Origin of the sequence: Kribbella sp. NPDC000426 (assembly GCF_040300265.1) — a bacterium.
Taxonomy (GTDB): Bacteria; Actinomycetota; Actinomycetes; order Propionibacteriales; family Kribbellaceae; genus Kribbella.
In genome coordinates, this window is record NZ_JBEPDK010000001.1 from 482,925 (window position 1) to 495,170 (window position 12,246).

The 12,246-nt window shown below is 68.0% G+C and carries 14 protein-coding genes; 7 read left to right on the forward strand and 7 right to left on the reverse strand.

All coding sequences use genetic code 11. The annotated features are described in order from the left end of the window. Nucleotides 1-24 precede the first annotated feature (24 nt). Nucleotides 25-468 carry a GNAT family N-acetyltransferase gene (locus tag ABT313_RS02290; protein ID WP_350847762.1) on the forward strand — a complete coding sequence of 148 codons (444 nt, stop codon included), beginning with the start codon at nucleotides 25-27 and terminating at the stop codon, nucleotides 466-468. A 2-nt stretch (nucleotides 469-470) separates the two neighbouring features. Next, on the forward strand, nucleotides 471-1,340 hold the full coding sequence (locus ABT313_RS02295; RefSeq protein WP_350849834.1) for an LLM class flavin-dependent oxidoreductase: 870 nt from the start codon (nucleotides 471-473) through the stop codon (nucleotides 1,338-1,340). 4 nt (nucleotides 1,341-1,344) lie between these two features. On the opposite strand, the gene ABT313_RS02300 is transcribed toward ABT313_RS02295, so the two are convergent. Beyond that, nucleotides 1,345-1,791 carry a MarR family winged helix-turn-helix transcriptional regulator gene (locus ABT313_RS02300; RefSeq protein ID WP_350847765.1) on the reverse strand — a complete coding sequence of 149 codons (447 nt, stop codon included), beginning with the start codon at nucleotides 1,789-1,791 and terminating at the stop codon, nucleotides 1,345-1,347. 89 nt (nucleotides 1,792-1,880) lie between these two features. On the opposite strand from ABT313_RS02300, the gene ABT313_RS02305 reads away from it, so the two are divergent. Together ABT313_RS02305 and ABT313_RS02310 are read left to right on the forward strand one after the other, a co-directional pair. Further along, on the forward strand, nucleotides 1,881-2,267 hold the full coding sequence (locus ABT313_RS02305; protein WP_350847767.1) for a hypothetical protein: 387 nt from the start codon (nucleotides 1,881-1,883) through the stop codon (nucleotides 2,265-2,267). Nucleotides 2,268-2,285: 18 nt separating this feature from the next. Then, on the forward strand, nucleotides 2,286-3,221 hold the full coding sequence (locus ABT313_RS02310) for a formylglycine-generating enzyme family protein (protein WP_350847769.1): 936 nt from the start codon (nucleotides 2,286-2,288) through the stop codon (nucleotides 3,219-3,221). Here the strand turns inward: ABT313_RS02310 and ABT313_RS02315 are convergent. The 3 genes from ABT313_RS02315 to ABT313_RS02325 are packed head-to-tail and all read right to left on the reverse strand — an operon-like array spanning nucleotide 3,205 to nucleotide 6,111. After that, nucleotides 3,205-4,428: an MFS transporter gene (locus ABT313_RS02315; RefSeq protein ID WP_350847771.1), complete on the reverse strand. Its 1,224-nt coding sequence runs from the start codon at nucleotides 4,426-4,428 to the stop codon at nucleotides 3,205-3,207. The two genes, ABT313_RS02310 and ABT313_RS02315, sit on opposite strands and share 17 nt — an antisense overlap. Continuing rightward, entirely contained in the window at nucleotides 4,425-4,904 is a 480-nt protein-coding gene (locus tag ABT313_RS02320) for a MarR family winged helix-turn-helix transcriptional regulator (protein WP_350847773.1), read from the reverse strand. The genes ABT313_RS02315 and ABT313_RS02320 overlap by 4 nt, the downstream gene beginning before the upstream one ends. Nucleotides 4,905-4,923: 19 nt before the next feature. Further along, nucleotides 4,924-6,111 (reverse strand): MFS transporter, encoded by a 1,188-nt coding sequence (locus ABT313_RS02325; protein WP_350847775.1) that lies wholly within the window; start codon nucleotides 6,109-6,111, stop codon nucleotides 4,924-4,926. 127 nt (nucleotides 6,112-6,238) lie between these two features. Here ABT313_RS02325 and ABT313_RS02330 point away from each other — a divergent pair, with 127 nt between their 5' ends. Next, a complete protein-coding gene (locus ABT313_RS02330) occupies nucleotides 6,239-6,808 on the forward strand; it encodes a TetR/AcrR family transcriptional regulator (RefSeq protein WP_350847776.1) in 570 nt (189 codons plus the stop codon). Next, complete coding sequence (locus ABT313_RS02335; RefSeq protein ID WP_350847778.1) at nucleotides 6,805-7,311, forward strand: SRPBCC family protein; 507 nt, start codon at nucleotides 6,805-6,807, stop codon at nucleotides 7,309-7,311. Before ABT313_RS02330 ends, ABT313_RS02335 begins: the two co-directional genes overlap by 4 nt. Here the strand turns inward: ABT313_RS02335 and ABT313_RS02340 are convergent, their stop codons facing one another. Genes ABT313_RS02340 through ABT313_RS02350 form a run of 3 tightly spaced genes read right to left on the reverse strand, consistent with a single transcriptional unit; the run spans nucleotide 7,312 to nucleotide 11,083 of the window. Further along, complete coding sequence (locus ABT313_RS02340; RefSeq protein ID WP_350847780.1) at nucleotides 7,312-8,301, reverse strand: hypothetical protein; 990 nt, start codon at nucleotides 8,299-8,301, stop codon at nucleotides 7,312-7,314. Beyond that, nucleotides 8,298-9,497: an MFS transporter gene (locus ABT313_RS02345; protein ID WP_350847782.1), complete on the reverse strand. Its 1,200-nt coding sequence runs from the start codon at nucleotides 9,495-9,497 to the stop codon at nucleotides 8,298-8,300. The genes ABT313_RS02340 and ABT313_RS02345 overlap by 4 nt, the downstream gene beginning before the upstream one ends. Continuing rightward, the gene (locus tag ABT313_RS02350; protein WP_350847784.1) at nucleotides 9,497-11,083 is read right to left on the reverse strand and encodes a discoidin domain-containing protein; all 1,587 of its coding nucleotides are present in this window, start codon (nucleotides 11,081-11,083) and stop codon (nucleotides 9,497-9,499) included. Before ABT313_RS02350 ends, ABT313_RS02345 begins: the two co-directional genes overlap by 1 nt. Nucleotides 11,084-11,237: 154 nt before the next feature. On the opposite strand from ABT313_RS02350, the gene ABT313_RS02355 reads away from it, so the two are divergent. After that, nucleotides 11,238-12,215, forward strand: coding sequence for an aldo/keto reductase (locus tag ABT313_RS02355; RefSeq protein ID WP_350847786.1), 978 nt, complete (start codon nucleotides 11,238-11,240; stop codon nucleotides 12,213-12,215). The last annotated feature ends 31 nt before the right edge of the window (nucleotides 12,216-12,246 follow it).

The window sequence follows — 12,246 nt, forward strand, 5'->3', positions numbered from 1 at the left end:
ACGACGGGACGTTACTATGCCCGGATGACGGCTGGGCTGCGGATCGTGCCGGTGACCGACGACGCCATGCTGCTGGACTGGCAGCGGGTACACAACGAGATCATCCCGACGGCGCCGCTGTCGGTCGACGACATCCGCGAGCGGCTGACGCGGAACCTGCTCGAGGTCGCGTACGACGGTGATGTGCTGGTCGGATGCTCCACCGTTCGGCCGCCGTCGGAGGAGACGTCAGCGGTGACCGTGATCGCGCGAGTGCTCCCGGAGTACCGGCGGCGCGGATTCGGTGACGCGATCTATCAGCACTGCCTGCGGCGCGGGCAGGAGCTGGGCGACACCTTCGAGACGCACATCCTGGCGAGCAACGAGGACGGGCTGCGGTTCGCGAAGAGCCACGGGTTCGTCGAGGTCGAGACGTACCTGATTCCGGGCGACACGATCCCCTTCGTCGAACTACGGTTGGCCGGGTGACGATGCGCTTTTCGATCAACATTCCGAACTTCGGGGACTTCGCCGACGCACACACGGTCGCTCGGGTCGCAGCCGCGGCCGAGGAGGCCGGCTGGGACGGGCTCTTCCTGTGGGACCACGTCGTACACAGCAAGGAGCAGCGGCGCGGGCAGCCGTTCGGCGATCCGTGGATGCTGATGACGGCGGCCGCGCTGGCGACGTCGAGGATCAAGCTCGGCCCGCTGGTGACACCGGTCGCGCGCCGGCGGCCCGAGCAACTCGCGCGGCAGGTGGCCACGCTGGACCTGATGAGCAACGGCCGGGTGATCTTCGGCGCTGGGCTCGGCGGGCCGATCAAGGACGAGTTCGGCAGCTTCGGCGACACGACCGATCCGAAGGTCCTGGCCGAGCGGCTCGACGAGGGCCTCGACCTGCTGGCGGCGTACTGGGCCGGCGATCGGGTCAGCCACGCCGGGAAGCATTACCAGGTTGATGACGTGGAGATGCTGCCGGCAACGGTTCAGAGCCCGCGGCCGCCGGTGTGGATCGCGGGCTACTGGCCGAAGAAGGCCCCGATGCGTCGCGCTGCCCGCTGGGACGGCGCCGTACCGCTGTTCACCAGCGCCAACCACGGCGAGGCCCCGCCCGTGGACGAGCTGCGCGAGTTGGTTGCCTTCATCGAGGATCAGCGCGACGACCGGAGTACGCCGTACGACGTGATCGTGGGCGGGATCAGCCCGGCCGACGCGGCCAAGTCCCGCGCGCTCATCGAGCCGCTCGCCGAGGCCGGCGCGACCTGGTGGGACGAGCGGCAGCTGATCCGCGGCAAGGAGTTCTACCGCCTCGAGCCGGTCCTGCGCCGGATCGAGCAGGGCCCGCCGACGCTGGGATAAGCCGTCAAGCCGGTTCGGCGTCGGGCGATGCAGGCCGTACGGCAGCTTGCATCGCCTCGAGCGCCTTGACCACCTCGGGCAGCACCTCGGCCGGAACACCGGCCGTGATCGCATCGGCGACGTCGTCGAAGATCGGCTTGATCGCGGGCAGGATCTCGGCACCCGCCGGCGTCAGCGCGACGGTGATGGCACGCCGATCGACGGTGGCCGGCAGGCGACGGAGGTAGTTCTTCTCCACCAGCCGGTCGACCAGCCGCGTCATGCCGGCGGTGTCGGTCCCGAGCAGGTCGGCGAGCTTGCGCGGACTCGTCGTACCGCCGGAGACATGCAGGAGTACGCCGGCCTGCTGCGACGTCAGGCCGAGTTCGCCGAAGCGCTGGTCGAGGGCCGTCCGGACCCCACGGGCCACCTGGGTCACCAAACTGGTCAGCACGAGCCGCGGACCCGGCATGTCCGGCCTCCTTCGCGCTATTGCTGTCGCGACAGCTACTGTCTAGACTGCTACCCCTGGCTGATCAACTGGCTGATCAAGGGGGTGCGATGAAGGTACGCGATGACGTGGCCGAGTTCTTCGAGCGGTTCGCCGCCGGCGACGGATCCGGCTTCCATCCGAACCTGCTCACGCTGGACCCGGTGTCGGTGACACCGGTAACCCGCGAGCAGGTTGTTGCCAGCCTGCCGAAACGCAAGGAGTTCTTCGCCGGGCTGGGGATCAACGGAATGGTCTTGGACTCGCTGGACGAATCGCCGATCGACGAGCAGCACACACTGGTGCGGTCGACCTGGCGACTCGAGCGGACCGAGTCGTCGAGAGTCCCGGAGGGCACGATCTTCACCTCCACGTATCTGCTGCGCAGAGTCAGCGGCGAGTGGCAGATCGTGGTCTATCTCAATCATCAGGACCTGCGATCGCTCGCCTCGACATAAGTTGAGAAACTTGGCGGTATGAGCGACGACTGCTGTGCACCCGCGCGCGGTGAGAGTGCGACACCTCCGCCTGCCCCGGAGGCACGCGGCGAGCACGGGATCGAGCAGGTGGTGCTCGAGAGCGGTTCGTTCGCGATGGGCAACACGAACGGTGACGAGAACGCCGGCGACGGCGAGACGCCGGTGCACACGGTCGAACTGTCGCCGTACAGCATCGATGCAACGAGCGTGACCAATGCGGACTTCGCCCGGTTCGTCGACGCGAGCGGATACCGGACCGAGGCCGAGATCTTCGGGTACTCCGCCGTGTTCCATCTGGCCCTGGCCGCCGAGCCGGACGAGCTGATGGGGCCTGCCTCCGGTACGCCGTGGTGGGCCGGCGTCCGCGGCGCCGACTGGCGGCACCCGGGCGGCTCGCGGTCCGACCTGGACGGCCTCGACGACCATCCCGTCGTCCATGTGAGCTGGAACGACGCGATCGCGTACTGCAAGTGGGCGGGACGGCGACTGCCGACCGAGGCCGAGTGGGAGTACGCCTCCCGCGGCGGCCTCGACGGCGCGCGGTACCCGTGGGGCGACGAGCTGATCGACGACGAGTGGCGCTGCAACATCTGGCAGGGCGACTTCCCGCGGTCGAACACCGAGGAGGACGGCTTCCTCACGACGGCCCCGGTGCGCACCTTCGAGCCGAACGGCTACGGCATGTGGCAGATGGTCGGAAACGTGTGGGAGTGGTGCGGGGACTGGTTCGGCCCGCGGTACTACAAGTTCTCCCCCACCGAGAACCCGATCGGCCCGTCGCTCGGCGCGGCCCGGGTGATCCGCGGCGGCTCGTACCTGTGCCACATCTCGTACTGCAACCGCTACCGAAACGCGGCCCGTTCGTCGAACACGCCCGAGTCCTCGATGGGGAACGCCGGTTTCCGTACGGTCGGTCTCACGCGTCCTGAGTGACCGCGGACTTCCGCAATCCCGGCGTACTCGCGGCAACCGCGGCTACAGCCGCGACGCACAGCAGGGCACCGGATGCGAGTGCGGCGACCGGTGAGGTGAGCTGGGCGACAACGCCGCCGCGGAGGTTGCCGAGGTCGGGGCCGGCCTGGCCGACGATCTGTTCGGCGGCGCTGACCCGGCCGAGCAACTCGGACGGCGTGTGCAGCTGAACGATCGTGCTGCGTGAGACGACGGCGACCGTATCCGCGGCACCGGCGAAGGCCAGACAGACCAACGCCAGCCACGGGACCGGCGAGAACGCGAACAGCGCCAACGCGATCCCCCACGCCGCCGAACCGCACAGCATCACGACGCCATGACGCGACAGGCGTGTGAACGATCCGGAGAACAGCGACGCGGCGACACCGCCGACGGCGATCGCGGTCAGGAACAACCCCAGCGTGCGCGGATTGTTGCCGAAACGCTCCGCATTGATCACTGGGAACAGGCTGATCGGCATCGACAGCACGGTCGCTGCCAGGTCGGTGATCAATGCGCCACGGATCACCGGGGTCGATGCCACGAACGTCAAGCCGTCCCACACCCCACGCAGCCCCGGCTTGGCGGTCGCCTCGATCTGCATCCGCGGCAGTCCGAGTACGCCGTACAGCGCGGCGAGGAAGCTGAGTGCGTCGATGGAGTAGCAGACGCCGACACCCCAGGCCCCGATGATCACACCGCCGAGCGCCGGACCAAGCAGCATCGCGCCCTGGAACCCGATCCGGTTGAGCGCGATGCCGGCGGCGAGCTGGTCGCGGGACAGCAGCTGCGGCAGGACGGTCCGCGCCACCGGGCCGGCGGTCGCGCCGAACGACGCCTGTACGGCGATCAGCGCGAGGAGCACACCGACCGGGACCCGGCCGAAGAGCAACTGACTGGCCATCACGGTTGCCGTGAGCAACTGCCCGCAGGTCGTGATCAGGTAGATCCGGCGGCGTTCGAGCCGGTCGACCAGCGTGCCCGCGAACAGGCCGAGTACGATCAACGGCAACGCCTGCGCAAGACCGACCGCGCCGGTCCAGGCCGGGCTCGACGTCTGGTCCCACACCTGGAACATGACCGCGACGAACGTCAACTGCCCGCCGAACCCGGACAGTACCTGCCCGGTCCACAGGCGCCGGTACGCCGTGACCCGCAGCGGGCCGAGGTCGATGAGCGCCTGCTTCACCGGTCGGACTCCGGCAGCTTCTCCGTGATGCGCTCGTGGAAACTCTTACGGGCCAGGGCCTGCTCGATGTCGCGGACCACCTGCGTCATCGGGTACGGCAGCTCGGCCTCGAGCTCGGCGATGGCCGCCTCGGTCGCCTGCCACTCGGCCGTCAGGAGCTCGACGAGCTTCTTCGACTTGGCGGTGAGCGTGACCTTCTTGCTGCGCGCATCCGCGCCCGGCACGGTCCGGACCAGGCCGGCGGTGCGCATCGCGGCGACCTTCTGGCTGAGCGCCGAGTGGGTCCGGCCGATGGCGTCGGCCAGCTCGGTGATCGTCATCGGCCCCTTGAGGTGCAGCTGGATCAGCTCGCGCACGTAGCTCGGTTTCAGGCCCTTGATCTCCCGATCGGTGTAGATCCGCCCGATCTCGGCATCCATCCGGCCCAGCAACTCGTGCAGCGGCCGCCACTGACTCTGCTCGGTGGGATCGTCCATGCGCCGATCATAACAGCACTTATATAAGCACTGTTACGTCTGGCTCCTCGACGGCGCTCCGCCTGGGCAACCGGAGGGTGGCGAACGCGGCGGCCAGGACGCTGATCAGCGCGAGGACGGCGAAGCCGTAGCGGGTGTCGGTATGCCCGGTGACGACCGACGCGATCAGCATGACGACGATCGTTGCCGCGAGGCCGTAACCGTTCGCGACGCCGAACGCATGGCCGACGCGCGACTCGTCGACAGACGTCATCAGCAACGAGCGGGTCGCGATGCGCGCCTGACCGAAGAGGAACGCGCCGAGCAGCACCAGAGCCATCAACGCGGGTACGCCGAACAACGGCTGCAGCACCAGGAGACCACTGCAGACCATGAAGCCGCCGGTGGCGAGCCGGAGATCACCGATCCGCGCCGTCGACCGGCGGTATACCGCGGCGGCGAGCAGGAACCCGGCGCCGCCGACCGCGTCGACCACGCCGAGAACGGCCGGCCCGCGATGCCATTCGCCGATCAGCAAGACAGGAAGCAACGCGTTGAACACGGTGACCACAACCAGCCCTTGCCCGAACAGCAAGGCGAGCGGCGCCAGCGGTAGACCATTCGGCCTGACGTCCCGCTTGATTGCCTGCGGCAACTCTTCGGCGGGCCTGCGCTTCGCGCCGACCGCGACCACCAGAACGGCCGACAGCGCGAAGGTCAGGGCGTTGAAGGTGAAGAGGGGCCGGGGGCCGAAGTACTGGAGGGCGATGCCGCCCAGTGATGCGGACAGGAGCATGCCGGACTGGAGGGCTATCTCGTAGTGGGCATTGAACGAGCGGAGATCCACGGCCGGCACGCGTTCGCGGATCAGGGCGGCGCTGGCCGGGGCGAACTGAGCAGCGATGATCGCCAGGACGAAGTTGGTGACGTAGATGACGGGCTGTTGCGAGATACCCAGGGCGAGGCCGACGGGAAGCGCCATAGCAGCGACGGCGCTGACCACGTCACAGGTCACCCAGAGCCGACGACGGTCGAAGCGGTCCGCCAGGCGACCGAAGTACGGCGAGAGGACTGCCTGCGGCACCGCGACGGCGATGAACAGCCAGCCGACGTCGAGCATCGAGCCCTGCGCACGGACAAGCAGCAGCGCGGCACCGAGGAGCTGGATGTTGTTGCCGAGGGACGTGATGAACGCTGCGGGCAGCAGCAGGCGGGGTCTTGAGGTCACGGCATCCACGGTGGCAGCAAAACCTGCCAATCCATGGCAGTGATTGTTTTACGCTACTCCGGTTGCGTAAATCGCCGGCGGCGGCCTACTCTGATTTCGACACCGCAGTAGCGAAAAGAGGATGGCGATGGTGGGACGAGGGCGACCGCGGGACGCCGGCGTCGAGGGGCGGGTGCTCGAGGCCGCGATGACCGAGATGCGAGCCCGTGGGTACGACGGCATGTCGGTCGATCGTGTCGCCGAACGGGCCGGGGTCGCGAAGACCACGATCTACCGGCGCTGGCCGAGCAAGGCGGAGCTGGTGGTCGCGATGATCGCCGGCCTGCGCAGCGCCGTGCCGTTCGAGCCGAGCGGGGACGCACGACGCGACCTGACCGAGCTCGTCACCGGCATCGCCGCAACTCTCGAGGTCATCCCGACCACGCTGGTCGCCGACCTCACCGCCGCAGCCGCCCGCGAACCGCGCGTCGGCGACAGCGTCCGCGCCCTCTGGGCCGAGCGCCACGCGGCCGTCACTGCAGTCATCGCCCAAGCCCAGTCCGACGGGCTGCTGCTCGCGCACGCCGATCCCGGCGTCGTCGTCGACCAGCTCGTCGGACCGCTGTACTACCGGCTCCTCATCACGGGTGAGCCGATCGATCCCGCCTACGTGAGGGCGCTGGTGCACAGCACTCTCGGACCGGAGAAGAAGTCATGAAGAAGTTCCTCGTTGCCCTCGGCAGCGTTCTCGTCCTGCTGGCCGGCTACACGGTCTATACGGTCGTCCGGCCGTTCACCTTGCACACCGAGCTCGACATCGACGCGTCGCCCGAGCAGGTGTGGAAGGTGCTCACCGACCGCCAGACCTACCCGGAGTGGAACCCGTTCATCATCTCCTCGACCGGCGATCTGAAGGTCGGGGGCAAGATCACCAACGTGCTGCGCGACACCAAGGGCAGCGAAACGAAGTTCGACCCGACACTCCTGGCCGTCGTCCCCGACCAGGAGCTGCGCTGGGTCGGCAAGGTGCCCCCGGGCGCGTTGTTCACCGGCGAGCACTCGTTCCGCTTGACCGCGCTGCCCGGCGGACGCACGCACCTGGTCCAGGAGGAGAAGTTCACCGGCGCGGCGGTTCCGTTCACCCAGTCCATGCTCAAGAACACCATCAAGCCGCAGTTCGAGGCGATGAACCGAGCAATCGCCGCCCGCGCCGCGGGGTGATCAGTTCGGCGAGCTGAACGACGGGGTGTCTGCCTGGGGGATCAGGAGTTTGGGGGGTGTGGTGAGGCCGACGGACCAGGTGTCTGAGGAGTTGGTGGCGTTGCGGAGGGGGTAGAGCAGGGTGGAGTTGCCCTGCCAGACGGGCTGGTCGTCGACGGAGCGGGATTCCGGTGGGTGGATGATCTGGTGGGTGGTGAGGTCGAGGACGGCTAGGCGCCAGGTGCCGGTGGCAACCTTTTGTTTGAAGGCGATTCTGCGACCGTCCGGTGACAGGGACGGGCACTCGACGTTCTCGGCGATCGCGGTTCCGCGGTACGCGCGGTAGTCGGCCTCGATCAGGTACGTCTTTCCCCTGCTGCCCAGCGTCACGTAGAAACGGTTGCCGTCGGCCCCGAACGTGACACCCCAGTAGTTCACGTCCGAGGCGAAGTACCGCTTGCCGTGGACGAAGACCGCGAGCTCCTCGATGGTCTTCACCAGTCGCCCGGTGTCCACCTCGTACAGGCCGGTCCGGGTCGAGAAGCCGGTCGCGGCGTACGAGTCGCCGGTGACGAACACTGTCCAATTCACGATCCGTCCGTCGGGCGACACGCGGGCCCGGCTCGGTGTCCCGGGCAACGTTTCGCGGTGGCGTTCGTGGAGGTTCGCGTCGAGGACGATCATGTCGGTCAGCGGCGGCAGCGAACCGGGCTTCAGCCGCAGGCAGATCGCCGTACTGCGGGCCGCGGCGAACCGGTCGCAGTGCAACTCCCCCACACGCCGGGCAGCACCGGGATCACCCACGGGCACGGCGGCCAGGCGGCCGGAGTCAGGTCCGTCGGCGAGGTTGCGGAAGAAGAGCGTTCTCGCCTCGAGTGTCATCGGTTGACCGGTGACGACCGGTACGGCGTTCTCGGTCGCGCCGCCGGTGCGGGCGTGGACGACGTACGTGATCGCGGCGCCGACAAGCGTGACGACGGCGAGCCCGGAGAGGAGGAGTCGGCGGCTCATCGGCGTACCTCCAGGGGTTTGAGGATGGCGGCGGCGATCGTGACGGCCAGCAAGGCAAGGGTGATGGCGAGGATTGCGGGTCGGAGGTCCCAGAGGGTCCAGAGGAGGCCGACGGTGACGGCGGCGGCCATGCGAGCCAGGGCTTGACCGGTCTGCAGGACGGCCAGACCGCTGGCACGGAGTTGTTCAGGGAGGAGCGGACCGACTGCGGCGGGGAGTACGCCGTCGGTGGCGGCGTAGAAGGTGCCGTGGAGGGCGAGGACGAGCCACCAAGTGCCGGTCGGGCCGCAGATGAGCAGCAGGGCGAGGATCAGGGCCAGGTGGCCGGCGAGGAAGACCTTCCAACGTCCGATGCGGTCGCCGAGACGTCCGAGCGGGATGGCCAGCACGAGGAACGTGCCGGCCGTGCCGAGTGGGAGGAGCGGGAACAGGCTGGTGGCGATGTCCCAACGCCGCTGTACGGCGAGATAGACGAAGGAGTCGGTGATCGTGAACAGACCGAGTGCTGCAGCCCAAACACAGCACCGCCGGAAGTCGCGGTCGCGCAGCAGCCCGAAGATCCTTAGCTGAGTTGGCGCCGGCGGTGGTGGAGTGTGATCGCGAACCGTGGTGGTCAGGAGAATGACAGCGCAGGCTGCCAGGCAGAAGCTGGTGACGAAGACCGAGTTGTAGTCGTTGAGGCTGGCCCACAACACCGCCGTGGCTACCAGCGGGCCGAGGAAGGCGCCGACTGTGTCGAGGGCTCGGTGGACACCGAAGGAGCGGCCCATCGTTTCGGGCGGACTGCTCAACGAGATGAGTGCGTCCCTCGGCGCAGTACGGATGCCCTTGCCGGCGCGATCGACCGCCAGGACCGCGCCGATCGCAGGCACCGTCGAACCTGCCGCCAGGAACCCGAGTTTCGAGATCGCGGAGAGGGCGTAGCCGACGCCGGCGACGGTCTTGAGCCGTCCCCAGCGATCGGCCACATGTCCGCCGACCAGCCGCAGTACCGCGGTCGCCCCGGCGTACAGGCCGTCGAGCAAGCCGAACTGAAGCGGGTTCAGCCCGAGCCCGAAGACCAGGTACAGCGGGAGGATCGCGGTCACCATCTCGGCCGAGACATCGGTCACCAGGCTGACGATGCCGAGGGCAACGACATTCCCCGGCACCCGGCGCAGTGGTGTCCGCAGCGGGCCGACGGACGCGAGGTACATCAGTGGCAACTGTACGTCGGGCTGCTGTCCAGGACCTTCCCGTCCAGACCGATCAGCTGACTGGTGAACGTGGTGTCGGTCATCGACAGCTTCAGTACGCCGAAGTCCGAGATGATCTTGGCGGTCGCCGGATGCGCGGCGTGCACCGGATACAGCGGGGCGCCGCCCATGCCGCCGATGATCTGAACCGGCCCGTTCGGATCCGGGTTGCCGTTGACGTTCTGCGGTAGGAAGCGCTCGTAGTGGTGGTCGTGCCCGTTGAGGACCAGGTCGGCCTTCGCGGAGACCAGCGTCTGCCACAGCGGCGCGGCATCGGGGTTGTCGCCGTGGTCACCGGAGCTGAAGCGCGGATGGTGGTAGTACGCCGCGATACAGCCCTTCGTGTTCTTCGCGAGGTCCTGCTTCAGCCAGGTCAGCTGCGCCGGCTCGCGGAGATCGTCTTCCTTGACGAAGTCGTTCGAGTCGAGCGCGACGAAGTGCCAGTTGCCGAGGTCCCAGCTGTAGTAGTTCTTGCCCTGCGGTGTCGCGATCGACCCGAAGTACTTGTGGTAGCCGTCGTACGGCACGTCGTCGTACGTCTCGTGGTTGCCCGGGATCGGATGCGTGATGTCCTTGAACTTCCCCCACGTCTTCGCGTAGTACTTCTGGAAGTCCGTCAGGTGCGCGTCGTCGTACTGGTTGTCGCCGATCGTCAGCACCGCGGCCGGCTTGATCGCCTCGACCAGCTTGGCCGTCTTCGGATGGATGCAGCTCGAGTCGGACGCCGTACACCGGTCCGCGATATCGCCGGCCGCCGCGAGCATGAACCCGCCCGTCCCGCCCGCGCTCGTGGTGACCGTGATCGCCGTACTCGCCGCGGACACGTTGCCGGCCAAGTCCTTGGCCCGCACCGAATAGCGGTACGACGTGTTCGCGGTCAGCCCGGCGTCGTTGTACTGCGTACCCGGCGTCGACGCGACCACGACGCCGTCACGCAGTACGTCGTACCCACTCACGCCCACGTTGTCGGTCGACGCCGACCAACTCAGGGCCACCGAGGTGGCCGTGGCGCCGGTGCTCTTCAAGCCGGTCGGCACCGACGGCGCCTGCGTGTCGCCACTCGAGTCCGGGGTCCCGTAGACCTCCAGCTCCCACAGCGAATAGCCGTACGACGTCCCGCGCTGCGTGCCGACCAGGCGGAGATAGCGGCCGTGTGCCTGCAGGCCGGTCAGGTCGTCGGTCGCGCCGTTGCCATTCGCAACCTCCTTGACCGAACTGAACGTGGTCCCGTCGTCGGAGACCTCGATCCGGTACGCCTTCGCGTACGCGGCCTCCCAGCTGAGCTTGAGGCGGCCGATCGCGGCCGGCTGGCCGAGATCGACCCGGATCCACTGCGGATCGGAGCTTTCGGCGCTGGCCCAGCGGGTCGACGTGTTGCCGTCGACCGCCTTCGTGGCGGCGAGCGTATCGCCTTCGATGCTTGAGGCAAGGACCGGTTTGCCCTGCGAGAGCAGGGCATCGGCGTTCGTCCGGGCGTCGGCCGCGGATCCGCCGAGCGCGGCGAGCAGACCGATCGGGAGCACCAGCGCAAGCAGGCGCAGTCTCACGATGTACCTCCGGGGGCGCGGAGCAGAATTGTTAGGAAGGTTACCTAACAGTTGCCGGAAGGTAAACCCTTGGCATCCTTCATGCGCTGAGCGCATCAACTGATGGCGGAGGATTCATTGGACGGATGAACCGCCGGCTGGTTGAGTCGACGGCATGGATATGCGCGGATTGGGACGAGCAGGGATCGAGGTCAGCCCGGTCGGATTCGGCTGCTGGGCGATCGGCGGTCCGTTCAGCAACCCGGCCGGCGAACCGCTGGGCTGGGGCGAGGTCGACGACGACGAGTCGGCGCGGGCGATCCGGCGGGCGGTCGAGCTCGGGGTGACCTTCTTCGACACCGCCGACGTGTACGGCGCGGGCCACAGCGAGCGCGTACTCGGCAAGGCTCTCGCCGGGATACGCGACCAGGTTGTCATCGCCACCAAGTGGGGCAACACGTTCGACGAGTCGACCAGGGTCATGCACCACCAGGACACAACCCCTGAGTACGTACACCAGGCCGTGCGGGCTTCGCTCGACCGGCTCGGGACCGACTACCTCGACCTGTACCAGCTGCATTTCGACACCACCGACGAGATCGCGCTGCCGCTACGGGACGCGTGCGAGGATCTCGTGCGCGAAGGGCTGATCCGGAGCTACGCCTGGAGCACCGACACACTGCACAGCGCGGAGCTCTTTGCCCAGGGCAAACACTGCGCCGCGATCCAGCACGAGGCGAGCGTCCTGCACGACGCCCCGGACTTCTTCGCGTTGTGCGAGCGCGAGGATCTGGCGAGCATCAACCGGACTCCGCTCGGGATGGGCATCCTCGGTCGCCGCGACGCAAGCAGTCCGGCGACGGGCGCCGACATCCGCACGCTGCCGCCGTCCTGGCTGCGGTACTTCGCGGAAGGTGGCGTACCGGCTCCTGAGTGGTGGGACAAGGTGTCCGCGATCCGCGAGCTGCTGCAGAGCGACGGCCGGACACTGGCCCAGGGAGCTCTCGCCTGGCTGTGGGCGCGAAGCGAGAAGACCGTGCCGATCCCAGGCTTCCGGACGGTCGAGCAGGCCGAGCAGAACGCCGGCGCGATGGCGTTCGGACCGCTCAGGGACGCCCAGCTGACCGAGATCGCGACTCTGATCGCGGACTGATCCCCCACTCCTCGGCCCGGCAACCGCTTCA

What these genes read in the sequence shown, in the direction of transcription:
- ABT313_RS02305 (WP_350847767.1), top strand. Translation starts at nt 1,881, where the DNA reads ATGAAGGTACGCGATGACGTGGCCGAGTTCTTCGAGCGGTTCGCCGCC.
- ABT313_RS02320 (WP_350847773.1), bottom strand. Translation starts at nt 4,904, where the DNA reads ATGGACGATCCCACCGAGCAGAGTCAGTGGCGGCCGCTGCACGAGTTG.
- ABT313_RS02310 (WP_350847769.1), top strand. Translation starts at nt 2,286, where the DNA reads ATGAGCGACGACTGCTGTGCACCCGCGCGCGGTGAGAGTGCGACACCT.
- ABT313_RS02290 (WP_350847762.1), top strand. Translation starts at nt 25, where the DNA reads ATGACGGCTGGGCTGCGGATCGTGCCGGTGACCGACGACGCCATGCTG.
- ABT313_RS02335 (WP_350847778.1), top strand. Translation starts at nt 6,805, where the DNA reads ATGAAGAAGTTCCTCGTTGCCCTCGGCAGCGTTCTCGTCCTGCTGGCC.
- ABT313_RS02345 (WP_350847782.1), bottom strand. Translation starts at nt 9,497, where the DNA reads ATGTACCTCGCGTCCGTCGGCCCGCTGCGGACACCACTGCGCCGGGTG.
- ABT313_RS02330 (WP_350847776.1), top strand. Translation starts at nt 6,239, where the DNA reads ATGGTGGGACGAGGGCGACCGCGGGACGCCGGCGTCGAGGGGCGGGTG.
- ABT313_RS02340 (WP_350847780.1), bottom strand. Translation starts at nt 8,301, where the DNA reads ATGAGCCGCCGACTCCTCCTCTCCGGGCTCGCCGTCGTCACGCTTGTC.
- ABT313_RS02355 (WP_350847786.1), top strand. Translation starts at nt 11,238, where the DNA reads ATGGATATGCGCGGATTGGGACGAGCAGGGATCGAGGTCAGCCCGGTC.
- ABT313_RS02295 (WP_350849834.1), top strand. Translation starts at nt 471, where the DNA reads ATGCGCTTTTCGATCAACATTCCGAACTTCGGGGACTTCGCCGACGCA.
- ABT313_RS02300 (WP_350847765.1), bottom strand. Translation starts at nt 1,791, where the DNA reads ATGCCGGGTCCGCGGCTCGTGCTGACCAGTTTGGTGACCCAGGTGGCC.